A 25,703-nucleotide genomic window follows, 5' to 3' on the forward strand; every position below is an offset into this window, starting at 1 on the left:
CTTTGCCCAAAAATTGGAGGACATTACATGTCTAGCCATTCGTTGCAGAGCGTCGAACGCCTGCAGAGCCGCATCCGCGCCCAGCGTCAGCCGCAACAGAAACCTTTCTGGCGCCGTCTGCTGGCCATCGCCTCATCCTCTCAGCGTAGTTGGCACGGAGGGATCGAGCTCAGGGGATACAAGGAACTATCCAACGCCACGACGGTTGCCCCGGTCGTGGTCGGTAAAATCCAGCTGGCGATTCCGCTCGGGCGGGGTCGGCGGTTTGTCCAGCCTTGCGTGCAGCCGGGGCAGCATGTGCGCAAGGGCGAAGTGATCGGTATTGGCGACAACACCACCGCTTGGGTGCATGCCAGTACCTCCGGCATCGTGGACCGGATCGATCACGTCTTCGCGGCCGACTCGGCCGAACCAGTCATGGCCGTCATCCTGAACGCAGATGGCCTGGACGAGTGGCTCGAACGCCCGGCACCGGGCCTGCCGCAAACGCCAGAGGCGCTGGTCGAGCACGCATTGCAGATGGGCATAGTCGGCCTTGGTGGTGCGGGTTTCCCCACGGCCCTCAAGCTGGCCGGCGCACAGCAGCCCGACCTGCTGCTGATCAACGGTGCCGAATGCGAGCCCTTCCTTACCTGCGATGACCGCCTCATGCGTGAAAATGCCGAAGCGTTGATCGAGGCTGCCGACTATGTCGCCGCGCTGCTGGGAATAACGGCAACCCGTTTCGGCATCGAAACCAACAAACCGGAGGCGATGGCCACGTTACGTGCCGCCGCACGCCAGGCGCGCACCCGGGTCGAGATTTGTCCACTTCCGGAGCGTTACCCAGCAGGTGGGCAGCCGTTGATGATCAAGAGCCTCAGTGGCCGCAACCTGGCCCCGGGGAGCCGCCCCGCCGATATCGGCGTCCTCGCCCTGAATGTCGCAACGCTCTACGCGCTGGGCCGGGCCGTCTTCCAGGACGAACCACTGACCAGCCGCGTGCTGACACTGACCGGTGACTGCGAGCGCCCCGGCAATGTGCGGGTGCCGGTGGGTTACCCGGTCAGCGAACTGCGCGCGATTGCTGGCGCGTCCCCCACAGGGCAGTTGACCCAGGTCGGTGGCCCGATGATGGGGCAGCCGCTACCGGACGCCAACGCCTTCGTCAGCAAGACCAGCAGTTGCCTGATTTTCGGCGCCGAGCGCTACCTGCCGGCTGCTCGCCCCGCCAGCAGTTGCATTCGCTGCACGCGCTGTGTGGATGTCTGCCCGATGTCGCTGCGGCCGCTGGACCTCTACGCTGCCGCCGAGCGCCTGGACAAGGCCAGCCTGCAGGAACTGCGCCTGGACGCCTGCATCGAATGCGGCAGCTGCAGCAGCATCTGTCCAAGCAATATCCCGCTGCGCGAACGCTTCCGCCAAAGCAAGACGGAGGTCCGCGCATGAGCCTGATACGCCACCCCATCCCGCAACGGCTGCGCACGGTGATGCTGCTGGTCGTCCTGTGCCTGCTGCCGGGCACCGCCCTGTATGCCTGGCAATTCGGCGTCGTGGTCTGGTTGCAGGTGTTCTGGTGCGTGCTGTTCGCCCTGGGCTTCGAAGCCGCCCTGCTGCGCCTGCGCGGGCATGACGTACGCAAGGGTTTGAGCGACCTCAGCTGGCTGGTGCTGGGCCTGATACTGGCTCGGGCATTGCCGCTGATGGTGCCGTTGTGGATGATCGCCCTGGCCAGTTTTGCTGCTCTGGCACTGTGCAAGCACGCCAGTGGAGGCCTTGGTCGCAACCGTCTCAACCCTGCCATGGTTGGCCTGGGGGTGGTTGCCATCTGCTTCTATCAGCAGTTGTACCCCGCGCCATCGAACCATGCCCCCTGGACCGCAACCCTGGACGCCAAGGCGGTTCTGCTGCAACAGCTACAGTTGGTGCCACGCCTGGAGCTCGATGCGTTCGCCGGCGCCACTCAACTGGCGCAGAACGAGTTCACCCATATCACCCACAATCTTTCGGGGTTCGGCTACATTGCCGGCGGTTTGCTGCTGGCTTCGCTGCGGGTGATCCGTATCGAGATTCCGCTGGCGATGATCGCGAGCACAGTATTGCTGTGCATGGCTGCCGGCCACAGCCTGCAGGAAGCCGTTTACAACCTCAGCCTCGGCGGCTATCTCTTCACCGCCTTCTTCATCGCCACCGATCCGGTCACCAGCCCCGATACCCGCGCCGGTCGCATCCTCTTCGGCGTGACCGTCGGCACGCTGACCGAGCTGATTCGCGAGTTCGGCCTTTACGCCGATGGCCTCTGCTTCGCCGTGCTGGCCGGCAACCTGCTGGTGCCGCAAATCGACCGGTTGGTGCTGCGCATGCAGCGGCCCTGGTACGCAGCAGCGAGTGCCTGACATGGCATTTGGCAAAGAGCCTGGGCCTTGTTCTGGCCCGGCTCAGTGCCCTGCCGACGCCGGCCCCGCCTTGGCGGTAAAGGGCGGTTTGGCGAACCACACCAGCAGGATCAACCCGGCAAACACCCAGGTCATCAGGGTGAAGTAGTCCACCGTCGACATCATGTACGCCTGCCCGTTGAGTATCTGCTCCAGCTGCGCATAGCTCTGCGGGCTGGCCCCGCCCAGCTGCTCCAGGGTATGCCGCGTGGCCGGGTCGAACTGGCTGATGTGCTCGCTCAGGTAGGCATGGTGCTGGTCCGCCCGGCGAATCCAGATCCAGGTGGTCAGCGACGCCGCGAAACTGCCGCCCAAGGTACGCAGGAAGGTCGCCAGGCCCGAGCCATCGGCGATCTGCTGCGGTGGCAGGTCGGACAGCAGGATGCTCAAGGTCGGCATGAAGAACAGCGCAACGCCAATACCCATGAACAACTGCACCAGCGCCACATGCTGGAAGTCCACCTCGCTGGTGAACCCGGCACGCATGTAGCAGCTGCTGCCGATCGCCAGGAACGCCAGCCCGGCCAGCACACGCAGGTCGAAGCGGTGCGCGTACTTGCCCACGAACGGCGACATCAGCACCGGCAACAGGCCGATCGGCGCCACCGCCAGGCCGGCCCAGGTAGCGGTATAGCCCATCTGCGTCTGTAGCCACTGCGGCAGGATCAGGTTGATGCCGAAGAACCCGGCATAGCCCCCTACCAGCACGATGGTGCCCACGCGGAAGTTGCGGTGCGCGAACAGGCGCAGGTTGACCACCGGGTGACGGTCGGTCAGTTCCCAGATCACGAACACCGCCAGGAACACCAGCGAGACCAGGCTTCCGGCAATGATGAACGACGATTCGAACCAGTCCAGATCGTTGCCTTTGTCCAGCACCACCTGCAAGGCGCCAACGCCGATGATCAGCGTCAGCAGGCCGATGTAGTCCATCGGCTGGCGACTGGTGACCACCGGCCGGGTGCGCATCTGCTGGCGGACCACGGCGGCGGCGAACAGGCCGATGGGCACGTTGATGAAGAAGATCCACGGCCAGCTGTAGCTGTCGGTTATCCAGCCGCCGAGAATCGGTCCGGCAATCGGCGCCACCACCGTGACCATCGCCAGCAGCGCCAGGGCCATGCCGCGCTTGGCCGGGGGATAGACGGCGATCAGCAAAGTCTGGGTCATCGGGTACAACGGCCCGGCCACCACACCCTGCAACACGCGAAAACCGACCAGCTCCGGCATCGACTGGGCAATACCGCACAGGAACGAGGCCAGCACGAACAGCAGCGTGGCCCAGATGAACAGCTTCACCTCGCCAAACCGTCGGCTGAGCCAGCCGGTGAGCGGCAAGGCAATGGCGTTGCTCACCGCGAACGAGGTGATGACCCAGGTGCCCTGCTCGTAGCTCACCCCCAGGTTGCCGGAAATGGTCGGCAAGGCCACGTTGGCGATGGTGGTGTCGAGCACCTGCATGAACGTCGCCAGCGACAGGCCGATGGTGGTCAGCAGCAGGCTCGGCGGCGTGAACTGGGCAGCAGCGTTGTTGCTCATCGCTGGGCCGTCTTGCCGGTTGCGCTGTTTTCGTGGATCAGCCGGGCGATCAGGTTGTCGGCTTCGACCAGCTGGCGGTCATACACCTGGGTGGTATAGCTGGCCTGCTGCGGTGGCTGCAGGGCCAAGGTCGGGCCGCTCTGGTCGTGCAGGTCGACCTCGACCACGGTGGACAGCCCGATACGCAGCGGGTGGTCCTTGAGCTGGTCGGGGCTGAGGTGGATGCGTACCGGCACGCGCTGGACGATCTTGATCCAGTTACCGGTGGCATTCTGCGCCGGCAACAGGGCGAAGGCGCTGCCGGTACCAGCGCCAAGGCTGTCGACCGTGCCGCTGTACTTGACCTCGCTGCCGTACAGGTCGGCGCTGATCTGCACCGGTTGGCCGATACGCATGTCGCGCAGCTGGGTTTCCTTGAAGTTGGCATCGATCCACACCTGGTCCAGCGGGATCACCGCCATGGTCGCGGTACCCGGTTGCAGGCGCTGGCCCAGCTGCACGGTACGCTTGGCAACGTAGCCGGTTACCGGTGCCACCAGGGTGGTGCGGGCATGGTCGAGGTAGGCCTGGCGCAGGTCGGCGGCGGCGGCCATCACCTCGGGGTGCGAGGACACCACGGTGTCGTCGACCAGTGCGCTGCTGGTGCTGAGCTGCTGGCGTGCACTGTTGACGGCGGCCTCGGCCACGCTCAGGTCGTCGCGGGCATGGGACAATTCTTCCGCAGCTATCGCGCCGCTGTCGGCCAGTACCTTGCGCCGGTTGAAGTCCTGGCGGGCCTTGCGCAGCTCGGCCTGGCGGGTTTCCAGCTGGGCCTTGAGCGCGTCGACGTTGCTGTACAACCCGCGCACCTGGCGCACGCTGCGCGCCAGCCTGGCTTCGGCGGCCTGCAAGGCCACCTGGCTGTCGGCCGGGTCGAATTGCAGCAATACCTGGCCGGCGTGGACCAGGTCGCCGTCATCGGCACCGATGCTGGTGACAGTGCCGGTGACCAGCGGGGTGATCTCTACCACGTTGCCGTTGACGTAGGCATCGTCGGTGCTTTCGTGCCAGCGCCCGACCAGGCTGTACCAGGCCCAGGCTCCGACGCCGGCAAGAATCAGCAGCAACACCAGGCCAAGCAGCCAGGCCTTGCGCTTGCGCGACGGTTCGGGCGCGGCGGAGGGAGTCGGGGTGTCTGCGGGAGTGGCCATGGCAATACCTTGGATAATTCGTGACAGGGATCAACGATCGCCGAAGCGGCGGATCGTCAACGGGTCGCCGGCAGCGAGCAGGACCTTGGCCAGCAGGCCTTCCAGGGTCTCGAGCTCTTCGGGTGCCAGCGCGCCGCACAGCTCGTTCATGGCCGCCGCGCCGATTTCCGGCAGGCGGTCAGCCAGGCGCTGGCCATCGGCGGTAAGCGCCAGGCGCACCTGGCGACGGTCGTCGGCGCAACGGTTGCGCACGATCAGTTCCTTCTGCTCGAGGCGGTCGAGCATGCGGGTCATCGATCCGCTGTCCAGGCCCAGGTACCGGCACAGCTCGGCCGGGGTGTCCACCTGGTACTGGGTGACGATGATCAGCACCTTGAACTGCGCGGCGGTGACGCCTTCGGATTCGAGGTGCCAGTCGAGAATGCGGTCCTTCAGGATCGCCGCCCGGCCAAGCAGCATGCCGATGGCGCAGGTCTGGAAGTTTTCGGGAGAGAAATGGGCCATCGGAGACTGCTCGGGTAATTGTGTGGAAATATTACTGCCTAGGCAGTGAATGTCAAAGCTTTGATTAGGTTGCTATGAAAAATTTCATGATTTCTGCCCCTTGCGCCCCCCTGTAGGAGCGGCCTTGTGTCGCGATGGGGCGCGAAGCGGCCCCGCAATTTCTGCTGGGGCACAAAACCTGGGGCCGCTTCGCGCCCCATCGCGACACAAGGCCGCTCCTACAGGGCCATGCGTCAAGGCCTGCTACGGTGTTCGCAGGCCCAGTGCCTCCACCGCCCCGCAGGCAATGGCCATGCCCACCAACTCCGCCAGGCTATCGGCCTGCAACCGCTTCATCACCCGCCCCCGGTACAGGTCCACCGTCTTCACGCTGACGCCCAGCCGTTCGGCAATCTCGCGGTTGTTCAACCCTTGGGCCAACGGCACGAACACGTCGCGCTCGCGCGGGGTCAGGCCATCGATGCGCGCCTGCACCCGGGCCAGCGCCTGGTCGTCCTGGCGTGCCCGCCCGGCGCTTTCCAACGCGGCCTGCACGCTGTCGAGCAGCAACTGGTCGTTGTAGGGTTTCTCGATGAAGTCGCAGGCGCCGGCCTTGAATGCCCGCACCACGATCGGCACATCGGCATGCCCGCTGACGAATATCACCGGCAAACCCAGGCCACGCTCGCGCATCGCCTGCTGCACCGCCAACCCGCCCAGCCCCGGCATGCGCACATCCAGCAGCACACAGGCCGGCCCATCGTCGACGCAGGCGTCGAGAAACGCCTGCCCGCCGGCGAACGGCAAGGCCTGCAAACCCACCGACTGCAACAACCACACCGTCGAGTCCCGCATACCCTGGTCGTCATCGACCACATACACCTTCGCTTGCACCGCCATCTCCCCTTACCCCCTGCTGACCGCCAGGCGGCAGCACAGTACCAGTCCGCCATTGTCACCGGCTCGCGCCCACAGGCTGCCGCCAAAACCTTCGATCAGGCTACGGCTCATGCTCAAGCCCAGGCCCAGGCCGTCGGCCTTGCTGGTGGTGAACGGCGTGAAGATTTCATCCAGGCGCTCGGGCGCCACGCCCGGGCCCTGGTCCGCCACCTCGACCAGCACGCCATCACCATCGCGCGCAGCGCCCAGCAGGATACGTGACGGCCGCTCGCCATGCTGCTCGCGGTTGGCATCGATGGCGTTGCGCAACAGGTTCAACAGCACCTGCTCCAGCAGTACCCGGTCGGCATACACCAAGGGCAGCTGCGCGCTCATGCGCAACTCGACCACCACCTGGTCACGCGCGGCTTCCCAGGCGCACAGGCGCATGGCTTCGCCGGCCACCTCGGCCACGTCCAGAGCCTGCAGGCGGCGCGGCCCCTTGCGCAGGAAGGCGCGCAGGCGGCGGATCACTTCGGCGGCATGGGTGGCCTGTTCGCTGATGCGCTGCAGGCCCTGCCCTACCCGCTCTCGGGCCTGCGGGTCGCGCTCCAGGCCCAGCAGGTAACGCTGGCTGGCGTTGGCATAGTTGACCACCGCGGCCAACGGCTGGTTGATCTCGTGGGCAATGCCCGAAGCCAGCTCGCCCAAGGTGGCCAGCCGGGCACTGTGCGCCAGGCTTTCCTGGGCCTCGATGCGCAGGGTGATGTCGCGAGACACGCTGACCACCTCCACCACCGCGCCGGTGTAGGTTTCGCGGATGGCCCGGCTGGCGATCTCGAACCAGCGGTAGCCGCCTGCGGCCTGGCGCACTCGACAGGTCATGGTGTGGTAGCCGTCCTGGTCCAGGGCGGCGGCGGCCTGGCGCAGCACCTGGCGGCGCTCGCGCGGGTGCAGCAGGGTATGTACGGCCATGCCGCGCAGTTGCTCGGGCCACAGGCCAAGCAGGCGGAATGCTGCCGGCGAAGCATCGAGAAAACGGCCATCGGGGCTATGCCGGGAGATCAGGTCGGTGGTGTTCTCGATGATCAGCCGGTACAGGCGCCGGGCGCGGCTGGCCTCGCGTGCGCCATGACGCTCGTCGCTGGCGTCGCGGCCACGCGCCAGCACCTGCTGGCCCTGGTCGTCAGGGATGAAGCTCCACAGCACGATGCGTTCACCGACCTGCACCTCGACATCGGCGATCGCCCGGCGCTGGCGCAGGCAGGCGCGCACCAGGGCGGCGCAGTTGCCCGGCAGCCAGCTGGCCAGTGCCGGGCCTTCATCGACCCAGGCCTGCAGCGCCGGGTTGAGTGCCAGCGGCCTGGCGTCGCCGGCCAGCATCAGGCTGGGTTGCGGGTCCTTGGCGAGCAAGGGATAGGCAGTGTTGTCCACGGTAGGCGGCTCGTTGTTATAGTAGTTTTACTATATTGCTATAGTCGATATTCCTAATACCATAGCGACTCGCGTAAAACTGCGACAAGGGGAGCGGCCCACCGTCCGCCTCCCTGCACCCTGAACAGAGCTAACAATCAGCCACCGGGGGTCAAGCGCACAGGTTGTGCCTGCCTCCTCTACAGGATTACCGCATGTCGATCTATGCCCAGGGCCTGATGCCCGCTGCCGTCAACCATGTCGCCCTCACCCCGCTGAGTTTCATCGAACGCACCGCTGCCGTATATGGCGATTATCCGGCGGTGATCCACGGTGCCATCCGCCGTAACTGGCAGCAGACCTACCAACGCTGTCGGCGCCTGGCCAGCGCCCTGGTGGGCCGGGGTATCGGCCGTGGCGACACCGTAGCGGTGATGTTGCCCAACATTCCGGCCATGCTCGAAGCCCATTTTGGCGTGCCCATGACCGGCGCCGTGCTCAATACCCTGAACGTACGCCTGGACGCCGAGGCCATCGCCTTCATGCTGCAGCATGGCGAGGCCAAGGTACTGATCACCGACCGCGAGTTCCACACGGTCATCGAGGCTGCCCTGGCCTTGCTCGAGCACCCGCCATTGGTGGTGGATGTGGATGACCCGGAGTACGGCGAAGGCCGTGCGGCCAGCGAACTGGATTATGAAGCGTTCCTCGCCGAAGGCGACCCGGACTTTGCCTGGGAATGGCCCGATGACGAGTGGCAGGCGATCTCGCTCAACTACACCTCCGGCACCACCGGCAACCCCAAGGGCGTGGTCTACCACCACCGTGGCGCTTACCTGAACGCCCTGGGCAACCAGATGGTCTGGGGCATGGGCCATCGCCCGGTGTACCTGTGGACCCTGCCGATGTTCCACTGCAATGGCTGGTGCTACCCATGGACCATCACCGCGCTGGCCGGCACCCATGTGTTCCTGCGCCGGGTCGACCCGCAGAAGATCCTGACCCTGATCCGCGAGCACCGGGTCAGCCACCTGTGCGGCGCGCCGATCGTGCTCAACGCCCTGGTCAACATGCCCGAGGCAGCCAAGGCGGCCATCGAGCACCCGGTGCAGGCCATGGTCGCCGGCGCCGCGCCACCTGCAAAGGTCATCGGCGCAGTGGAAGAGATGGGCATCCAGGTCACCCACACCTACGGCCTGACCGAAGTCTACGGCCCGGTGACCGTGTGTGCCTGGCATGACGAATGGGATGAACTGTCGCTGGAAGAGCGGGCACGGATCAAGTCCCGCCAGGGCGTGCGCTACCCGACCCTCGACGGCCTGATGGTCGCCGACCCGCAAACCCTCGAGCCGGTACCGCGCGACGGCAACACCCTGGGCGAGATCTTCATGCGGGGCAACACGGTGATGAAGGGCTACCTGAAGAACCCCGAGGCTACCGCCGAAGCCTTCCGGGGCGGCTGGTTCCATACCGGTGACCTGGCCGTGTGGCATACCGACGGCTATGTCGAGATCAAGGACCGGCTCAAGGACATCATCATTTCCGGTGGCGAGAACATTTCCACCATCGAGGTCGAGGACGCCCTGTACAAGCACCCGGCGGTACTGGAAGCCGCGGTGGTGGCGCGCCCGGATGAAAAGTGGGGGGAAACCCCGTGCGCATTCATTGCCCTCAAGCCGGGCCGCGAAGACACCCGCGAAGCCGACATCACCAGCTGGTGCCGCGAGCACCTGGCCGGGTTCAAGGTGCCGAAGACCGTGGTGTTCGGCGAACTGCCCAAGACCTCCACCGGCAAGATCCAGAAGTACGTGCTGCGCGACCGGGCCAAAGCCCTCTGATCCAGTGGTGGCCTCTTCGCGGGCATGCCCGCTCCCACAGGGACCGCACCGGCCTCGCACCCTGTGCTTTACCTGTGGGAGCGGGCATGCCCGCGAAGAGGCCAGCCCATGTTTCCATTATTCCAAGAGCCCCCGATGACTACCTACTCCGCCCCCCTGCGCGACATGCGCTTCGTCCTGCATGACGTGTTCAACGCCCCGGCCCTGTGGGCCCGCCTGCCCGCCCTGGCCGAGCGCATCGACGCCGATACCGCCGATGCCATCCTCGAGGAAGCAGCCAAAGTCACCGGCCAGCTGATTGCCCCGCTCAGCCGCAACGGTGACGAGCAAGGCGTGCGCTTCACCGCTGGTGAAGTCACTACACCCGACGGCTTCCGCGAGGCCTGGCACACCTACCGTGAAGGCGGTTGGGTCGGCCTGGGCGGCAATCCTGAACATGGCGGCATGGGCATGCCGAAAATGCTCGGTGTGCTGTTCGAAGAAATGCTCTACGCCGCCGACTGCAGCTTCAGCCTGTATTCGGCATTGAGCGCCGGCAGCTGCCTGGCGATCGATGCCCACGCCAGCGAAACACTCAAGGCCACCTACCTGCCGCCCCTGTACGAAGGCCGCTGGGCTGGCACCATGTGCCTCACCGAACCCCATGCCGGCACCGACCTTGGGCTGATCCGCAGCCGCGCCGAGCCCCAGGCCGACGGCAGCTATCGCATCAGCGGCAGCAAGATCTTCATCACCGGCGGCGAACAGGACCTGACCGAGAACATCGTCCACCTGGTGCTGGCCAAACTGCCGGATGCGCCCACCGGCGCCAAGGGCATCTCGCTGTTCCTGGTGCCCAAGTACCTGGTCGAGGCCGATGGCCGCCTGGGGGCGCGCAACGCCGCCCATTGCGGCTCGATCGAACACAAGATGGGCATCAAGGCCTCGGCCACCTGTGTGATGAACTTCGATGGTGCCGTCGGCTACCTGGTCGGCGAGCCGAACAAGGGCCTGGCGGCGATGTTCACCATGATGAACTACGAGCGCCTGTCCATCGGCATCCAGGGCATCGGCTGTGCCGAGGCGTCCTACCAGAGCGCCGCCCGCTACGCCAACGAGCGCCTGCAAAGCCGCGCCGCCAGCGGCCCGCAGGCACAGGACAAGGTTGCCGACCCGATCATCCACCATGGCGATGTGCGGCGCATGTTGCTGACCATGCGCACCCTCACCGAAGGTGGCCGGGCGTTTGCCGCCTACGTCGGCCAGCAGCTGGACCTGGCGCGCTACGCCGAAGACGCCGGCGAGCGCGAACATGCGCAGCGCCTGGTGGCGCTGCTGACGCCAGTGGCCAAGGCGTTCTTCACCGACAACGGCCTGGAAAGCTGTGTGCTCGGCCAGCAGGTGTATGGCGGCCATGGCTACATTCGCGAATGGGGCCAGGAGCAGCGGGTGCGCGATGTGCGCATCGCGCAGATCTATGAAGGCACCAACGGCATACAGGCCCTCGACCTGCTCGGGCGCAAGGTGCTGGCCGACGGTGGCCAGGCGCTGGCCGGCTTTGCCGCCGAGGTGCGGGCCTTCAGCGTGGATGCGCCACTGCACCGTGAAGCCCTGCAAGCGAGCCTGGCGCGGCTGGAGGCGACCAGCGCCTGGCTGCGGGCGCGTGCCGGCGAGGATGCCAACCTGGTCAGCGCGGTGGCGGTGGAATACCTGCAGCTGTTCGGGCTGACTGCGTATGCCTACATGTGGGCGCGGATGGCGGCGGTGGCGTTGGCCAGGCGTGACGAGGATGCCGCGTTTCATGGGGCCAAGCTTGCGTGTGCGGAGTTCTTCTTCCAGCGGGTCTTGCCGCGCGGGTTGGGGCTGGAGGCCAGTATCCAGGCGGGTAGTGGCAGCCTTTATGGTTTGGAGGCGGCGCAGTTCTGAGAGACCATGGGGGCGCTTTGCGCCCCATCGCGACACAAGGCCGCTCCTACAGGGGAACGCGATTCCATGTAGGAGCGGCCTTGTGTCGCGATGGGCTGCAAGGCAGCCCCAACGATTTCAGCCTGAATTTACCTGCGCGAAGGGTTCTCAAACGCTGAAAAACCATCACCAATCCGACGAAAACCGGCACAACTGATAGTCATTCGCCATTACCTCGGTTCTCGGGAGCCCTCCAGCAAGGGTAGAATGCGCAAAACCCGGAGCCGCAATGAACCACGACCGCCTCAATCCCAGCCCAGACGATGCCATCACCGACGCCGCCGCGCACTGGTGCATGCGCCTGCACGCCGAAGATTGCTCGGTGGCCGAGCGCGAGGCGTTCGCCCGCTGGCTGGCGGCCGACCCGCGGCATGCCGAGGAATACCAGGCAATGCTGGAAATCTGGCAAACCGCAGACCTGCTGCCGCGCAATGCCACCGTCATCGACTTCAACCCGCCGCTGCAAAAGGCCGCGCGCCAGCGCAACTGGCGGCCGCTGGCATCCGCCGCCGCGATCGCCCTGGCAGTGCTGCCGCTGGCCGGCTGGGTGGGCTGGGAACAAGGCTGGCTGCCCAATCGCTACCAGCACTTCGAAGCTGGCGCGCACATGCAGACCGTGCAGCTGAGCGACGGCAGCATGGTGCAGCTCAACCTCAACACCGAGCTCACCTACCTCAACTACAAGGACCAGCGCCAGGTCACGCTCAAACGTGGCGAGGCGTTCTTCAAGGTGCAGCACGACAGCAGCCACCCGTTCATCGTGCATGCCGGTCGTGGCCAGGCCCGCGTCACCGGCACCCAGTTCAACGTGTGGAAGTACCAGGACCAGGTCAAGGTCACCCTGGTGGAAGGTTCGGTACTGGTATCCAGCGACGGCAGCACCGGTGGCTACCGCCTGGGCCCTGGTATGCAGGCCAGCTATCACAAGGGCGACTTCGAGCCGCAACTGGAGCAAAGCGAGGACTACGGCAACAGCCTGGCCTGGCGCGACGGCAAGCTGGTGCTCGACAACCTGAGCCTGGAACAGGCCCTGCCGATAATCAACCGCTACCTCGACGCACCGCTGCTGCTGGCCGACGCCAGCACTGGCCGCATCCGCATCAGCGGTATCTACAACACCCGTGAGGTGGGGCGCCTGGTCAACAACCTGCCCAAGGTGCTGCCGGTCTACCTGACCCGCAGCAAGGACGGCAGCACCGTGCTCAACCGCATCTCGCCGCCGCCCGACAAGGGCTGACGCCCTCCCCGTCTTACAGCGTCATCGCCGCCAACCAGCCGAACGCCAGCAATGGCAGGTTGTAGTGGATGAAGGTAGGCACCACGGTGTCCCAGATATGGTGGTGCTGGCCATCCACGTTCAACCCCGAGGTCGGGCCCAGGGTCGAGTCCGAGGCAGGCGAGCCCGCGTCGCCCAGGGCACCGGCGGTACCCACGATGCAAACGGTGGCCAGCGGGTCGAAGCCCAGCTGCACGCACAGCGGCACGAAGATCGCGGCCAGGATCGGCACGGTGGAGAACGACGAGCCGATGCCCATGGTCACCAGCAGGCCCACCAGCAGCATCAGCAAGGCACCGACGCCCTTGCTGTGGTCGATCCACTGCGCCGAGGTTTCCACCAGGCTGTTCACCTCACCGGTGGCCTTCATCACGTCGGCAAAGCCTGAGGCGGCAATCATGATGAAGCCGATCATGGCCATCATCTTCATGCCTTCGGTGAACAGGTCGTCAGTGTCCTTCCAGCGCACGATGCCCGACAGCGAGAAAATCAGGAAGCCGACCATGGCGCCGATGATCATCGAGTCCAGCCACAACTGGACGATGAACGCCGAGGCAATCGCCAGCCCGGCCACCAGCAGGGTCAGCGGGTTGTACTGCACGCTCACCTGCTCCACCTGCTCGATGCGCGCCAGGTCGTAGTCACGCTTCTTGCGGTAGCTGACGAATACCGCCAGCAACAGGCCAGCCAGCATGCCAGCGGCCGGGATGGCCATGGCGTGGGTGACATTCACGCCACTCACGTCGACACCCGCGCGGGCGACGTTGGCCAGCAGGATTTCATTGAGGAAGATGTTGCCAAAGCCCACCGGCAGGAACATGTACGGGGTTATCAGGCCAAAGGTGATCACGCAGGCGATCAGCCGGCGGTCGATGCGCAGGCGGGTCAGCACGTACAGCAGCGGTGGCACCAGCAAGGGGATGAAGGCGATGTGGATAGGCAGGATGTTCTGCGACGACACTGCCACCACCAGCATCAGGCCCACCAGCAACCATTTGACCTTGCCGCCACTGGCATGGCCCTGGCGGTCGATCATGGCCAGGGCGCGGTCGGCCAGGGCATGGGCCAGGCCGGACTTGGCGATGGCCACGGCAAAGGCGCCCAGCAGTGCATAGGACAGGGCTACCGTGGCCCCGCCGCCGAGGCCGCCGTTGAAGGCCTTGAGCGTACCTTCGATGCCCAGCCCCCCCACCAGCCCACCGGCCAGGGCCCCGACAATCAGGGCGATGACCACGTGCACGCGGGACAGGCTGAGTATCAGCATGATGCCGACCGCGGCGATCACTGCATTCATGGTTGGCTTACCTCATTGCGACAGAAAAAAAGCGCGCACTGTGAAGCAGTGGGCAGCAGATGTCAAAAGCGCCATGTTGCGGCGGATTACCAACGCCTCGCGCGGCCTGCGGATTAAATTGAACGTTTGAATAAAGAAAAGCCCGCGCCAGCCGACACATTCGTCAGCCACACTCTTATTACAAGGGACCCACCCCCATGCCTTTGCGACAACTTTCCATCCAGTGGAAGATCACCCTGCTCGCCGGTCTCTGCCTGGCCGGCATCGTCACCCTGCTCGTCGGCCTGTCGCTGTATCGCATGGACCACAGCTCGGACCTGGTCAAGGCCAGCAGCATGCAGATGCTGACCGAATCGGCCCAGTCGCGCATCGAGTCGCAGGGCGAGGTGCAGGCGCTGAACATCCGCCGCCAGTTCATGGACGCCTACCAGTACGGCGCCGGTTTCGCCCGCCAGGTGCTGTTCCTGCGCGAGCAGGCGGAAAAGCGCTTTCTCGATGCCTTCGACCTGCGCGAGGACATGACCCGCCAGGTGCGCGCCGCCCTGCAGGCCAACCCTGAACTGCTCGGCCTGTCGCTGGTATTCGAGCCCAACGCCCTGGACAACAAGGACAGCCTGTTCGCCGGCAAGGCAGAACTGGGCAGCAACGAAACCGGGCGCTTCGCCCTGTACTGGTCGCAGCCGCGTGTCGGCCAGCTGACGGCCATGGCCCTGCCCGAACATGACATGGCCAACACCGAGATCGGCCCCAGCGGCCAGCCAGCCAATACCTGGTGGGTGTGCCCGCGCACATCCGGCAAGGTGTGCGTGGTGGAGCCCTACTTCTACGACATCGATGGCCAGCAAGTGCTGATGACCAGCATCGTCTTCCCGCTGGCAGTCGACGGCAAGGTGATCGCCACCCTGTCCATCGACATCAACCTCAACAGCCTGCAGGCCCTGAGCCAGGAGGCCAGCCGCAGCCTGTACGAAGGCCGCACCACGGTCGGCATCCTCAGCCCGGTCGGCCTGCTGGCCGGCTACAGCGCCGATGCCAGCAAGCTGGCCCAGCGCTTCGACCAGGTCGACACCGCCAAGGGTGCCGAACTGGTGCGCAAGCTGGCCGACGGCAAGATGACCATCGTGCACGACCAGCAGCGCCTGAAGGTGCTGGCCGCCTTCCAGCCGATTCCGGATGCCCAGCCCTGGGGCGTGCTGCTGGATGTGCCGGAAAACGCCCTGACCGGGCCGGCCGAAGCGCTGAAACAGGAACTGGACGCGCTGAACACCAGCGGCACCCTGCTGGAACTTGGCCTGGGCCTGGCGGCGGCGATCGCCGGCCTGCTGATGGTGTGGCTGATGGCCCGCGGCGTTACCCGGCCGATCCTCGGCGTGGCAAGCATGCTCAAGGACATTGCCAGCGGCGAAGGTGACCTGACCCGCCGCCTGACCTACCAGAAGCAGGACGAACTGGGCGAACTGGCCGGCTGGTTCAACCGCTTCCTCGACAAGCTGCAGCCGACCATCGCCGAGGTCAAACGCTCGGTGCAGGCCGCCCGTGGCACCGCCGACCAGTCTTCGGCAATTGCCACCCAGACCAGCGCCGGCATGGAGCAGCAGTACCGCCAGGTCGACCAGGTTGCCACTGCCTCGCACGAAATGAGTGCCACCGCCCAGGACGTCGCCCGCAGCGCCGCCCAGGCCGCGCAGGCCGCCCGCGATGCCGACCAGGCCACCCGCGAAGGCCTGGCGGTGATCGACCGCACCACCCACAGCATCGATGCCCTGGCCGCCGACATGAGCAACGCCATGAGCGAAGTGGAGGGCCTGGCGCAGAACAGCGAGAAGATCGGTTCGGTGCTGGAGGTGATCCGCTCGATCGCCGAACAGACCAACTTGCTGGCGCTCAACGCCGCCATCGAGGCGGCCCGCGCCGGTGAAGCCGGCCGTGGCTTTGCCGTGGTCGCGGACGAGGTGCGCAACCTGGCCCAGCGTACCCAGGAATCGGTGGAAGAAACCCGCCAGGTGATCGAGGCCTTGCAGAACGGCACCCGCGAAGTGGTCGGGGCCATGGACAACAGCCACCGCCAGGCCCAGAGCGGCGTGCAGCAGGTTGGCCAGGCAGTCACCGCGCTGCAGCGCATCGGCCAGGCAGTGACGGTGATCACCGACATGAACCTGCAGATCGCCTCGGCCGCCGAGGAGCAGAGCGCAGTGGCCGAGGAGATCAACAGCAACGTGGCGACCATCCGTGATGTCACCGAATCGCTGTCGGGGCAGGCCAACGAGTCGGCGCGGGTAAGCCAGTCGCTGAACAGCCTGGCCAACCAGCAACAGGCGCTGATGGACCAGTTCCGCGTCTGAGTCGCTTGCAGGCCGCTGCCAATCGCGTGCAGCGGCCTTCCTGCCGGGCCTGGAGCCGGTCGTCTACACTTGCGGCAACTCAGTAGCGTCACTCCAAGAGGCCCCATGAAAAAGATTCCGACGCTGCTGGCCGGCCTGCTGCTCGCCGTCGGCCTGGCCAGCACCGACAGCGCCGCCTCCGCAGAACGCACCACGCCCATCCGCTTTGGTGCCATCGGCTGGGAAAGCGGCGCACTCACCACCGAGATCCTGCGCCTGATCGTCGAGCGCGGTTATGGCTACCCCACCGACACCCTGCCCGGCAGTACGGTCAGCATGGAAGTGGCGCTCGCACGCAACGACCTGCAAGTAATCGCCGAGGAATGGGCCGGGCGCAGCCCTGCCTGGGTCAAGGCAGAACAGGCCGGCCAGGTGTTCGCCTTGGGCGACACGGTCAAGAACGCCGAAGAAGGCTGGTGGGTACCGGCCTACGTGATCGAGGGCGATGACGCGCGCAAGCTGAAAGCCGTGGCGCCGCAATTGCGCAGCGTCGAGGACCTGAAACGTTACCCGCAGGTGTTCCGCGACCCCGAGTCCCCCGGTAAAGGGCGCTTTCTGAATAGCCCCAGCGGGTGGACATCCGAAACCGTCAACAGCCAGAAACTCAAGGCCTACGGGCTGAATGATCTCTATACCAACTTCCGCAGTGGCTCCGGGGCTGCAATGGATGCCGAAATCGGCTCGGCCATCCGCCGTGGCCAGCCGGTGCTGTTCTACTACTGGAACCCGACCCCTTTGATGGGGCGTTACAAGCTCATACGCCTGCAAGAGCCGCCGTTCGATGCCCAGGCCTGGGCCACCCTCACCGATGCCGGCAACCCCGAGCCCAAGGGCAGCAGCTCGCTGCCGGCCAAGTTGTCGATTGGCGTATCCAAGGCCTTTCGCGAGGGCTACCCGGAGCTGGTGAGCGTGTTCGAGCGGGTCGATCTGCCCATCGACCGACTGAACAAGGCACTGGCCGACATGAGCGAAAAGCGAACGCCGCCCCGCGACGCGGCCCTCACCTTCCTGCGCGATAACCGCGAGGTGTGGAAAGCCTGGTTGCCTGCGGACATTGCCACCAAGGTCGAGGCCAGCCTGTGAGCGGCGGCTTCCCCGAGGCCCTGCAATTCTCCTTTGCCGACAGCGTCAACCGCCTGGTCGACTGGCTGGTACTGCATTACGGCGATCACCTGCGCAGCGTCTCGGACCAGTTGCTGCAACTGCTGGTCGGCCTGGAAACCCTGCTGCGCCTGCTGCCGTGGTGGCTGCTGCTGTTGCTGATCGGCCTGCTTGCCTGGCATGCCAGCCGCAGCGTGCTGCGCAGCGCGGTACTGGTGGCGCTGCTGGCCCTGATCGGCATGCTCGGGTTGTGGGACAAACTGCTGCAGACCATGGCGTTGGTGCTGGTCAGTACCGGCCTCTGCGTGCTGGTGGGCGTGCCGCTGGGCATCCTGCTGGCTGCCCGGCCGCTGGCGAAGCGCTTGCTGTTGCCGGTACTGGATGTGATGCAGACATTGCCGGCCTTCGTTTACCTGATCCCGGTGCTGATGCTGTTCGGCCTGGGCAAGGTGCCCGCCGTGTTCGCCACACTGATCTATGCCCTGCCACCGCTGGTGCGGCTGACCGAACTGGGCCTGAGCCAGATCGACCCTTCGCTGCTGCAAGCCGCCCATGGTCTTGGCGCCAGCCGCTGGCAGCGGTTGCGGCGCATCGCCCTGCCGCTGGCGCTGCCGAGCATCATGGCCGGGCTCAACCAGTCGGTGATGATGGCCCTGTCGATGGTGGTGGTGGCTTCGATGATTGGCGCCCGCGGGCTGGGCGAGGACGTGCTGTCGGGGATCCAGACGCTGAATGTCGGCCAAGGCGTCGAGGCCGGGCTGGCGATCGTCGCCTTGGCCATGGTGATCGATCGGATCAGCCAGGCCTATGGGCGTGGTGTGCGCTGAGAAATATTGCCTCTACCAGCCTCGACTCGCTGTAGGAGCAGCCTTGTGCTGCGAAAGGGCCGGGCCTGACAATGCAGCTCTGTCAGCTTGAAACCGGACCACACCCGCATGTCCCTCAAAGCCCTGCGCACTCTGGTGACCATCGCCCGCCACGGCACCTTCGCCCGTGCCGCCGACCTGCTCAGCCTTACCCCTTCGGCGGTGAGCCTGCACATCAAGACCCTCGAAGACGAACTGCAGGTGAGCTTGTTCGACCGCAGCCGCAGGCAGGTCTCGCTGACCGAAGCCGGCCAGTTGGCGGTGGCCCGCGCCGAGACCATCCTGGCTAGCTATGACGAACTGGCCGACGCCCTGGCCAGCGGCCCGAGCCTGCGCGGCCGCCTGCGCCTGGGGGCGATCCACACGGTGCTGGCGCGGCGCCTGCCCAAAGCGCTGGTGTGGATCAAGGCGCACCATCCGCAGCTGCATGTCAGCGTGGCCTCCGGCATGTCGGCGGAACTGGCGCGACGGGTGGAAGACGGCGAGCTCGATGCGGCGATCACCACCGAGCCGGTCAGCCCCTACCCGCAAAGCCTGGACTTCACGCCGTTGTTCGAAGACCGCTTCTGGGCGATCGCCAGCCCCGACCTGGCCGGGCTAAGCGTGCCGCAGTTGCTGGCCAGCCAGCCGTTCCTGCGCTTCGACAAGCGTGCCTGGGCCGGGCGGCAGATCGAGCAGGAGCTGCGCCGCCAGCATCTGCAGGTGAGCGAGCAGATGGAACTGGACAGCCAGGAAGCGCTGGCGCGCATGGCGGTGATGGGCCTGGGCGTGGCAATCATCCCCATGGCCGATGACGACCTGCAACGCTTGCCACCGGCTACCTGCCTGCCATTTGGCGAACCACAGCTGACCCGGCGCGTGGTGTTGCTGGAGCATGAGAAGAGCCAGCGGCGGCATTTGAGCGCGGTGCTGAAGACTGCGCTGGAGGCGTGAAGGTTCGCAGGGCCTTGTAGGAGCGGCCTTGTGTCGCGAAAGGGCCGCAAAGCGGCCCCGGCAATTTTGTGGCGATGCCGATATCCTGGGGGCGCTTCGCTCCCCTTTCGCGACACAAGGCCGCTCCTACAAGAGCCAGTGTCGACTTCAACCATGCATTTTTCCTCAATGGTCAGTGCAGAAAACAACGTTTTTACAGATCGATCCGCACCCGTAGTCTGTGCTCCGTACCCGACCACGGAACGTCGATCATGCTCCACCTGCTGCTGACTACCCTGCTGCCGATCATCCTGCTGATTGCCCTGGGCACTTTCCTGCGCCTGCGCGGCTTTCTCGCCGATAACTTCTGGCCCGGCGCCGAGCGCCTGAGCTATTACGTACTGCTGCCGTCGCTGTTTCTCCATGGCCTGGCCACCGCCAACCTCGATGGCGTGCCGGTGCTGGGCATGGTTGGCGTGCTGATGCTCTCGACCCTGGCCGGGGCCGTGCTGCTGGTGCTGTACCAGGGCGCCATGAACCACGACGGTGCCGACTTCACCTCGGTGTTCCAGGGCGGCATCCGCTTCAACAACTACATCGGCGCCACCCTTGCAGCGGGTATCTACGGCAGCGCCGGCATTGCCCTGGCAGCGGTGGCCAACGCCGCCATCGTGCCACTGGTCAACCTGCTTTGTGTGCTGGTTTTCGCCCGCTTCAGCGCCCGCCATAGCTCACCGGCCACGGTGTTGCGGGCCATCTTCGCCAACCCCTTGATCGTCGGTTGCGCCGGCGGATTGCTGCTGCGCGCCAGTGGGCTGGGCTTGCCAGCGGGTATCGAACCCACGGTCAAGGCCCTGGGCCAGGCCGCCCTGCCGCTGGGCCTGCTGTGCGTCGGCGCAGCCCTGGGTGGCGCCCGCCTGGGCCAGCAGGTGCGCCCGCTGATGGCGGCGTCGGCATTCAAGTTCCTGGTCATGCCGTTGACCACCTGGGGCTTGTGCCGCCTGCTTGGCCTGGGTGGCCAGGCAGCGGTGGTGGCGGTGCTGTTCCAGGCACTGCCGACCGCGTCATCTTCCTATGTGATGGCCCGGCAAATGGGCGGTAACGCACCGCTGATGGCCACCATCATCGCCCTGCAGACCGTGTTGGCTGCCGCCACCCTGCCTTTGGTGCTGATGCTTGCGCTTGGCTAGACTGTGAACCAGCCCACAGTTCGGGAGCTTGCATCATGCGCCTTTCGTGGATGGTGATCGGCCTGGTTTCGGCCCTGCTCGCAGGCCCCTTGCACGCGGCCGACCCGGCCAAGGCTGCCGTCGCCGAGGACAAGGCCGAGGTGCTCGAGGAAAAAGTGGTGAATGACACACCACCCCCGAAAAAGGCCGAAACCCTCACACCGGGCGAAGCACAGGCAGTGGACCCGGCCGGCCAGGCGCCGCTGGATGACAGCATCACCTGCCTGGCCCGCACCATCTACTGGGAGGCCAAGGGTGCGGACGCCGAAGACATGGCCGCCGTGGCCAACGTCGTGCTCAACCGCCTGGGCCACGATGGCTTCCCGGATACCATCTGCGGCGTGGTCAAGCAGGGGGTAGAAAGCAAGGCCTGCCAGTTCTCCTGGTGGTGCGACGGGCGCCCGGACCAGGTCGAAGAAGCGCAACGCTACGACATTGCCAAGGAAATCGCGCGCAAGGCGCTCAACCAGCAATTGAGAGACCGCACCGGGGGTGCCTTGTACTTCCATGACCGCAACGTGCGCCCGGACTGGGCCAAAGCCTACCGCCGGACGGCGCAGACCAGGCATTTTCTGTTCTACAAACCGAACCAGGCGGTGGCGCGCTGATAGCCGCCGGGCGCCAGCAAACCGGCAGACAGCGTGGTTCGATAGGAATGATTACCAACTATTCGCACTTTTCAGATGAACAGTGGTCTACTCCCTCTTTTGCCGCCAGCAAAGAATGTTGGCGTTTTCATTGCTTCGCACGAGCCCGGGCCAAAAGCCCCGGGCTTGTGTAGGATGAGCAGCGCGAACCACGACGCTGCCAGTCATAGGGAGATCCACATGCGCGTCCTGTCATCCGTTGCCGCCTTGTCGCTGGGCCTGGTCGTCTCGGCCGGGGCCATGGCTGCCACCGGCGAAGAAGCGCAACTGATCGATTCGATCAATGCCTACCGCAGCAAGGCCCAGCCCTGCGGTGGCGAAGCGTCGTTGGAACTGCCGCCGCTCAACAGCGATACCCGCCTGGCACTGTCGCCAGAGGGCACCCGCGACCTGCAGCAAGCCATGACCCGCGCCGCCTACCCGATGGTCAACGTGCAGGCCATCAGCCTGTCGGGGCCACGTGATGCGCGCGCTGCCATGCATGCCATCGAAGAGAGCTTCTGCCAGGTGGTGCTCGACCCGCAGTTCGTCGATATCGGCGTCAGCCAGGAAGGCCGCGACTGGCGCATCGTGCTGGCCCGGCCGCTGCTCAGTGGCCGCCTGGGCGACTGGCAGGCCGAGGGACAGAAGGTGCTGCAGGAGATCAATGCCGCGCGCAAGGTACCGCGCCAATGCGGTGGCCAGCCCTTCGCCGCCGCCCCTGCGTTGAGCTGGAGCACGGTGCTGGCCGGGGTTGCCGCCAACCACACCCGGGCCATGGCCAACCAGAATTTCTTCGACCACATCGACAAGGATGGCCGCACCCCCGGGGACCGGGCAGAGTTGGCCGGTTACCTGTACCAGCAGATCGGCGAAAACATCGCCGCCGGGCGTGACACCGCGCGCAAGGTGGTCGATGGCTGGCTGGATAGCCCGGGGCATTGCGCGACGCTGATGAACCCGGACTTCCGCGAGCTGGGCGCTGCGTATGCAGTGGACCCGAAGAGTGATGCGGGGATTTACTGGACGGGGTTGTTCGGGACGCCGCAGTAAGCCCGGCTGACGCGCTTTATGTAGGAGCGGCCTTGTGTCGCGAAAGGGGTGCGAAGCGCCCCCAGGATATCGGCATCGCCACAAAATTGCCGGGGCCGCTTTGCGGCCCTTTCGCGACACAAGGCCGCTCCTACAGAGTGCGCGCCGGGCTTCAGGGCGAGATATTGCGGTCACGCAACGCTTGGGCCGTGCAACCAAACCGTCGCCGCACGCACTTGCCCAGGTAACTGGCATCGCCCAGGCCCACTTCATCGGCAATCTGCGCCAGGCTGTGGCTGGAATTGAGCAAACGCCAGCGCGCCTGTTGCAGGCGCATCTCCAGCCACCAGGCCTTGGCGCTCATGCCATGGCTGGCGTGAAACTGCCGGTCCAGCTGGCGCCGGCTGATGCCCAGCTCAGCCGCCAACTGCTCCGCGGTCAACGGCGTACCCAGGTGATGACGCATCAACGCCTGCGCACGCTGCACCTGCCGCCCCTGCCCGGCCCCCAGCTCCAACGAGCGCAAGGCATGGCGGCTATCGCGGGTTTCATCCACCAGCATGTCGGCCAGGCCCTTCAGCGCCCTGGCCCTCCCGCAGGCGCGTGACAACAGCGCGACGGCCAGGTCGATGGCCGCGGTGCCGCCGGCGCAGGTGATGCGGCTACCGTCGATGCAATACAGCTGCTCACTCAGCACCTGCAAATGCGGGAAGGCCGCACGGAATTCGGCTTCGTGTCGCCAGTGCACCACCACCTTGTGCCCCTGCAGCAACCCGCAGGCGGCCAACAGGAAGGCGCCATTGTCGACCCCAACCAGCTTGACGCCAGCCTTGCCAGCCTGCCTCAGCAAGGCCCGGTAGCGAGGCGCCAGCGCGGCAGTGGCCATCGCGTTGCGCCCGCCGAACACCACCAGGTAGTCGAAACTGGCCAGCTCGAGCTGGCCAGCGACGGCCTCGACCTGCACCACCGCGCCACTGCTCGAAGGCACCGGGTCGAGTGTCAGCCCTGCCACGGTCCAGCTGCAGTAGCGCTGCTGGCTGTAGTCCTCGTCGTCGGCGCTGAAACGCAACTTGTCGAGAAAGGCACCGAACGGCAGCAGGGCAAAATCCGGTAACGGCAAGATCAGCAAGCGGATATCGGGCTGCATTGGCTTCGCGTCCAGAAACGACCATTCAATGTCCGGATCATACCCTTGCCCGACAAGATCGGCGCCATAGACTGGCGCCCTCTCCATCAACAAGGCATTCCCCACCATGGCACTCGACACCTGGCTCATCTACCTGCTGGCGAGCATCGGCCTGTCGCTGACCCCAGGCCCCAACAGCCTGCTGGCCCTGACCCACGGCGCCCTGTATGGCGCACGCCGGACGTTGTTCACCATCATCGGCGGGGTGTTTGGCTTCAGCGCCCTGATTGCCTTGGCCATGTTCGGCCTCAGCGCATTGCTGCAGGCCTCGGCCTCGGTGCTGAGCGTGCTCAAGTGGGTGGGTGGCGCCTATCTGGTCTGGCTGGGTATCCAGCTGTGGCGCAGCCCGGGCCTGCACCTGGAACTGACCGCGCAAAGTGCGCGGCTGGGCAATGCCGGCCTGTTCCGCCAGGGCCTGCTGTCGGCCATGGCCAACCCCAAGGTGCTGCTGTTCTACGGCGCTTTCCTGCCGCAGTTCATCGACCCGCAGCGTGGGTTGCTGCTGCAGTTCGTGGTGATGGCGGCGACCTTTGCCAGTGTCGAGTTCCTGGTCGAATACCTGTTGGCACGCCTGGCGTTTCGCATCCGGCCATGGCTGGCCAAGGGCGGCAAGGGCTTCAACCGCTGCTGCGGCAGCCTGTTTGCCTTGATTGGTGTGGCGTTGCCGCTTGGGCGGTAGCACTACGCAAAGGCTGTCGCGATCCCTGTAGGAGCGGCCTTGTGTCGCGAAAGGGCTGCAACGCAGCCCCGGCAATATCAGCAGCGAAGCCGATATCCCGGGGCCGCTGCGCGCCCCATCGCGACACAAGGCCGCTCCTACAGGGATCGCGACAACCTGTGGGCTCGCATTCAACCCCGGCGCGCTTTGGCCAGGAAGATGATCAAGGCCACGCCCGGCAACCCCGCCCCCACCAGCGCCACACCCTGCCAGCCGAACTGGCTGAACACCGCACTGGCCACCGCCGAACCCAGCGCCCCACCCAGGAAGATGCTGGTCATGTACACCGCGTTCAGCCGCCCGCGGCTGGCCGGGTCCAGCGCGTACACTTCACGCTGGCCGATGACCATGTTCATCTGCACCGCAAAATCCAGCAGCACGCCAGTCAGCCCCAGGCCGATCACGCTGTAGCCCGGCACGGTCAGCCCCAGCAACAGTGCCACCGGTGCCAGTAACAACGCCAACAGCGAACCGGCCCGGGCATGCCCGGCATCGGCCAGGCGGCCGGCCATGGGTGCGGCGACGGCGCCTACCGCGCCCACCAGGGCGAATACCGCGATCTGGCTCTGCGACAGGCCATGCTCGGTTGCCAGGGCCATCGGCGCCGCCGTCCAGTACAGGCTGAACGCCGCGAACATCAACGCCTGGTACAGCGAGCGCTGGCGCAGCAAGGGATAACGGCGCAGCAGCGTGAGCAGCGACAGCATCAGCCCGGCATAGCTGGCCTTGTGCTCGGGCACCCGCCGCGGCAAGGTCAGGGCCAGCAGCAGGATGATCGCCAGCATCACCCCGGCAGCGCCAATGAACACCGCACGCCAGCCGAAGTAGTCGGCCACCAGGCTGGACAACGGCCGCGCCAGCAGGATACCCAGCAGCAGGCCGCCCATGATGTTGCCGACCACCCGCCCACGCTGCTGCTCCGGCGCCAGGTGCGCCGCCAGCGGAATGAGCATCTGCACCGCCACGGAACTGAAACCGATCAGCAGTGCATAGCCGAGGAACAGCTGGCCCTGGCCGCTGCTGCTGGTGCCCGCCAGCAGCAGGCTGACGCAGGCCAGCACGGCGGTAGCCACCATCAAGCGGCGGTTTTCCAACAGGTCGGCCAGCGGTACCAGCAACAGCAGGCCCAAGGCATAGCCAAGCTGCGTGAGCGAAACGATGAGGCTGGCATGCTCGGTGGACAGCCCCAGGTCCGGGGCGATCAGGCCGACGATGGGCTGGGCGTAGTAGATATTGGCGACGATCGCGCCGCAGCAGAACGCCAGCAGGGCGACCAGGGCCCGGCTGAGGCCGGTGGCGGCAGGCTGCGCGGCGGCAAGGGAGGGATTCATGCGAGTGTCCTCGGCGATGGCTGGAATATGCCGGCCACCTTACCCAGACGC

At 65.8% G+C, this 25,703-nt stretch carries 21 protein-coding genes and 1 pseudogene; 14 read left to right on the plus strand and 8 right to left on the minus strand.

Translation table 11 applies throughout. From position 1 onward, the window contains the following. Positions 1-27 precede the first annotated feature (27 nt). Together rsxC and GEV38_RS16090 are read left to right on the plus strand one after the other, a co-directional pair. Entirely contained in the window at positions 28-1,428 is a 1,401-nt protein-coding gene (gene rsxC, locus GEV38_RS16085) for an electron transport complex subunit RsxC (protein WP_015270656.1), read from the plus strand. Next, positions 1,425-2,375, plus strand: coding sequence for an RnfABCDGE type electron transport complex subunit D (locus GEV38_RS16090; protein WP_015270657.1), 951 nt, complete (start codon positions 1,425-1,427; stop codon positions 2,373-2,375). The genes rsxC and GEV38_RS16090 overlap by 4 nt, the downstream gene beginning before the upstream one ends. A gap of 42 nt (positions 2,376-2,417) precedes the next feature. On the opposite strand, the gene GEV38_RS16095 is transcribed toward GEV38_RS16090, so the two are convergent. The 5 genes from GEV38_RS16095 to GEV38_RS16115 form a co-directional block, all read right to left on the minus strand. Then, complete coding sequence (locus GEV38_RS16095) at positions 2,418-3,953, minus strand: DHA2 family efflux MFS transporter permease subunit (RefSeq protein ID WP_013972942.1); 1,536 nt, start codon at positions 3,951-3,953, stop codon at positions 2,418-2,420. Further along, entirely contained in the window at positions 3,950-5,143 is a 1,194-nt protein-coding gene (locus GEV38_RS16100; protein ID WP_054573535.1) for an HlyD family efflux transporter periplasmic adaptor subunit, read from the minus strand. The genes GEV38_RS16095 and GEV38_RS16100 overlap by 4 nt, the downstream gene beginning before the upstream one ends. Before the next feature lie 30 nt (positions 5,144-5,173). Next, positions 5,174-5,647 (minus strand): MarR family winged helix-turn-helix transcriptional regulator, encoded by a 474-nt coding sequence (locus GEV38_RS16105; protein WP_054573536.1) that lies wholly within the window; start codon positions 5,645-5,647, stop codon positions 5,174-5,176. A gap of 243 nt (positions 5,648-5,890) precedes the next feature. Then, positions 5,891-6,526: a response regulator transcription factor gene (locus GEV38_RS16110; protein ID WP_054573537.1), complete on the minus strand. Its 636-nt coding sequence runs from the start codon at positions 6,524-6,526 to the stop codon at positions 5,891-5,893. Between the two features lie 6 nt (positions 6,527-6,532). Then, positions 6,533-7,939 (minus strand): sensor histidine kinase, encoded by a 1,407-nt coding sequence (locus GEV38_RS16115; protein WP_054573538.1) that lies wholly within the window; start codon positions 7,937-7,939, stop codon positions 6,533-6,535. Between the two features lie 194 nt (positions 7,940-8,133). Between GEV38_RS16115 and GEV38_RS16120 the strand changes: the two genes are divergently transcribed. The 3 genes from GEV38_RS16120 (at position 8,134) to GEV38_RS16130 (ending at position 12,937) form a co-directional block, all read left to right on the plus strand. After that, positions 8,134-9,756: an acyl-CoA synthetase gene (locus GEV38_RS16120; RefSeq protein ID WP_054573539.1), complete on the plus strand. Its 1,623-nt coding sequence runs from the start codon at positions 8,134-8,136 to the stop codon at positions 9,754-9,756. Between the two features lie 135 nt (positions 9,757-9,891). Further along, positions 9,892-11,661, plus strand: a complete 1,770-nt coding sequence (locus GEV38_RS16125; protein WP_054573540.1) for an acyl-CoA dehydrogenase C-terminal domain-containing protein — start codon at positions 9,892-9,894, stop codon at positions 11,659-11,661. A 268-nt stretch (positions 11,662-11,929) separates the two neighbouring features. Further along, the gene (locus tag GEV38_RS16130; protein WP_054573541.1) at positions 11,930-12,937 is read left to right on the plus strand and encodes a FecR family protein; all 1,008 of its coding nucleotides are present in this window, start codon (positions 11,930-11,932) and stop codon (positions 12,935-12,937) included. 13 nt (positions 12,938-12,950) lie between these two features. Here the strand turns inward: GEV38_RS16130 and GEV38_RS16135 are convergent, their stop codons facing one another. Further along, entirely contained in the window at positions 12,951-14,270 is a 1,320-nt protein-coding gene (locus tag GEV38_RS16135; RefSeq protein ID WP_013972950.1) for a Na+/H+ antiporter family protein, read from the minus strand. A gap of 518 nt (positions 14,271-14,788) precedes the next feature. On the opposite strand from GEV38_RS16135, the pseudogene GEV38_RS28050 reads away from it, so the two are divergent. The 8 genes and pseudogenes from GEV38_RS28050 to GEV38_RS16170 all read left to right on the plus strand — a co-directional run. After that, positions 14,789-15,754, plus strand: a pseudogene (locus GEV38_RS28050) (HAMP domain-containing protein); the annotation flags it as partial. Positions 15,755-15,856: 102 nt separating this feature from the next. After that, entirely contained in the window at positions 15,857-16,612 is a 756-nt protein-coding gene (locus GEV38_RS28055) for a methyl-accepting chemotaxis protein (RefSeq protein ID WP_371034575.1), read from the plus strand. Positions 16,613-16,717: 105 nt separating this feature from the next. Continuing rightward, a complete protein-coding gene (locus tag GEV38_RS16145) occupies positions 16,718-17,734 on the plus strand; it encodes an ABC transporter substrate-binding protein (protein WP_054573542.1) in 1,017 nt (338 codons plus the stop codon). After that, the gene (locus tag GEV38_RS16150) at positions 17,731-18,579 is read left to right on the plus strand and encodes a proline/glycine betaine ABC transporter permease (RefSeq protein WP_015270666.1); all 849 of its coding nucleotides are present in this window, start codon (positions 17,731-17,733) and stop codon (positions 18,577-18,579) included. Before GEV38_RS16145 ends, GEV38_RS16150 begins: the two co-directional genes overlap by 4 nt. A gap of 108 nt (positions 18,580-18,687) precedes the next feature. After that, complete coding sequence (locus GEV38_RS16155) at positions 18,688-19,551, plus strand: LysR family transcriptional regulator (protein ID WP_015270667.1); 864 nt, start codon at positions 18,688-18,690, stop codon at positions 19,549-19,551. A gap of 251 nt (positions 19,552-19,802) precedes the next feature. Beyond that, entirely contained in the window at positions 19,803-20,720 is a 918-nt protein-coding gene (locus GEV38_RS16160) for an AEC family transporter (protein ID WP_013972955.1), read from the plus strand. 35 nt (positions 20,721-20,755) lie between these two features. Next, on the plus strand, positions 20,756-21,367 hold the full coding sequence (locus tag GEV38_RS16165) for a cell wall hydrolase (RefSeq protein WP_015270668.1): 612 nt from the start codon (positions 20,756-20,758) through the stop codon (positions 21,365-21,367). A gap of 219 nt (positions 21,368-21,586) precedes the next feature. Then, positions 21,587-22,438, plus strand: coding sequence for a CAP domain-containing protein (locus GEV38_RS16170; RefSeq protein WP_015270669.1), 852 nt, complete (start codon positions 21,587-21,589; stop codon positions 22,436-22,438). A 151-nt stretch (positions 22,439-22,589) separates the two neighbouring features. On the opposite strand, the gene GEV38_RS16175 is transcribed toward GEV38_RS16170, so the two are convergent. After that, positions 22,590-23,564, minus strand: coding sequence for a GlxA family transcriptional regulator (locus GEV38_RS16175; RefSeq protein ID WP_015270670.1), 975 nt, complete (start codon positions 23,562-23,564; stop codon positions 22,590-22,592). A 106-nt stretch (positions 23,565-23,670) separates the two neighbouring features. Here GEV38_RS16175 and GEV38_RS16180 point away from each other — a divergent pair, with 106 nt between their 5' ends. Beyond that, complete coding sequence (locus tag GEV38_RS16180) at positions 23,671-24,282, plus strand: LysE family translocator (protein ID WP_004376275.1); 612 nt, start codon at positions 23,671-23,673, stop codon at positions 24,280-24,282. Between the two features lie 170 nt (positions 24,283-24,452). Here the strand turns inward: GEV38_RS16180 and GEV38_RS16185 are convergent, their stop codons facing one another. Next, positions 24,453-25,652, minus strand: coding sequence for an MFS transporter (locus GEV38_RS16185; RefSeq protein ID WP_054573544.1), 1,200 nt, complete (start codon positions 25,650-25,652; stop codon positions 24,453-24,455). Positions 25,653-25,703 lie beyond the last annotated feature (51 nt).

It is taken from the genome of Pseudomonas sp. 13159349 (assembly GCF_013305685.1).
In the GTDB taxonomy this organism is placed as follows: Bacteria; Pseudomonadota; Gammaproteobacteria; order Pseudomonadales; family Pseudomonadaceae; genus Aquipseudomonas; species Aquipseudomonas asiatica.

Coding starts and splice junctions, on each gene's coding strand:
- rsxC (WP_015270656.1), top strand. CDS start 28: ATGTCTAGCCATTCGTTGCAGAGCGTCGAACGCCTGCAGAGCCGCATC.
- GEV38_RS16090 (WP_015270657.1), top strand. CDS start 1,425: ATGAGCCTGATACGCCACCCCATCCCGCAACGGCTGCGCACGGTGATG.
- GEV38_RS16095 (WP_013972942.1), bottom strand. CDS start 3,953: ATGAGCAACAACGCTGCTGCCCAGTTCACGCCGCCGAGCCTGCTGCTG.
- GEV38_RS16100 (WP_054573535.1), bottom strand. CDS start 5,143: ATGGCCACTCCCGCAGACACCCCGACTCCCTCCGCCGCGCCCGAACCG.
- GEV38_RS16105 (WP_054573536.1), bottom strand. CDS start 5,647: ATGGCCCATTTCTCTCCCGAAAACTTCCAGACCTGCGCCATCGGCATG.
- GEV38_RS16110 (WP_054573537.1), bottom strand. CDS start 6,526: ATGGCGGTGCAAGCGAAGGTGTATGTGGTCGATGACGACCAGGGTATG.
- GEV38_RS16120 (WP_054573539.1), top strand. CDS start 8,134: ATGTCGATCTATGCCCAGGGCCTGATGCCCGCTGCCGTCAACCATGTC.
- GEV38_RS16125 (WP_054573540.1), top strand. CDS start 9,892: ATGACTACCTACTCCGCCCCCCTGCGCGACATGCGCTTCGTCCTGCAT.
- GEV38_RS16130 (WP_054573541.1), top strand. CDS start 11,930: ATGAACCACGACCGCCTCAATCCCAGCCCAGACGATGCCATCACCGAC.
- GEV38_RS16135 (WP_013972950.1), bottom strand. CDS start 14,270: ATGAATGCAGTGATCGCCGCGGTCGGCATCATGCTGATACTCAGCCTG.
- GEV38_RS28055 (WP_371034575.1), top strand. CDS start 15,857: ATGGAGCAGCAGTACCGCCAGGTCGACCAGGTTGCCACTGCCTCGCAC.
- GEV38_RS16145 (WP_054573542.1), top strand. CDS start 16,718: ATGAAAAAGATTCCGACGCTGCTGGCCGGCCTGCTGCTCGCCGTCGGC.
- GEV38_RS16155 (WP_015270667.1), top strand. CDS start 18,688: ATGTCCCTCAAAGCCCTGCGCACTCTGGTGACCATCGCCCGCCACGGC.
- GEV38_RS16160 (WP_013972955.1), top strand. CDS start 19,803: ATGCTCCACCTGCTGCTGACTACCCTGCTGCCGATCATCCTGCTGATT.
- GEV38_RS16165 (WP_015270668.1), top strand. CDS start 20,756: ATGCGCCTTTCGTGGATGGTGATCGGCCTGGTTTCGGCCCTGCTCGCA.
- GEV38_RS16170 (WP_015270669.1), top strand. CDS start 21,587: ATGCGCGTCCTGTCATCCGTTGCCGCCTTGTCGCTGGGCCTGGTCGTC.
- GEV38_RS16175 (WP_015270670.1), bottom strand. CDS start 23,564: ATGCAGCCCGATATCCGCTTGCTGATCTTGCCGTTACCGGATTTTGCC.
- GEV38_RS16180 (WP_004376275.1), top strand. CDS start 23,671: ATGGCACTCGACACCTGGCTCATCTACCTGCTGGCGAGCATCGGCCTG.
- GEV38_RS16185 (WP_054573544.1), bottom strand. CDS start 25,652: ATGAATCCCTCCCTTGCCGCCGCGCAGCCTGCCGCCACCGGCCTCAGC.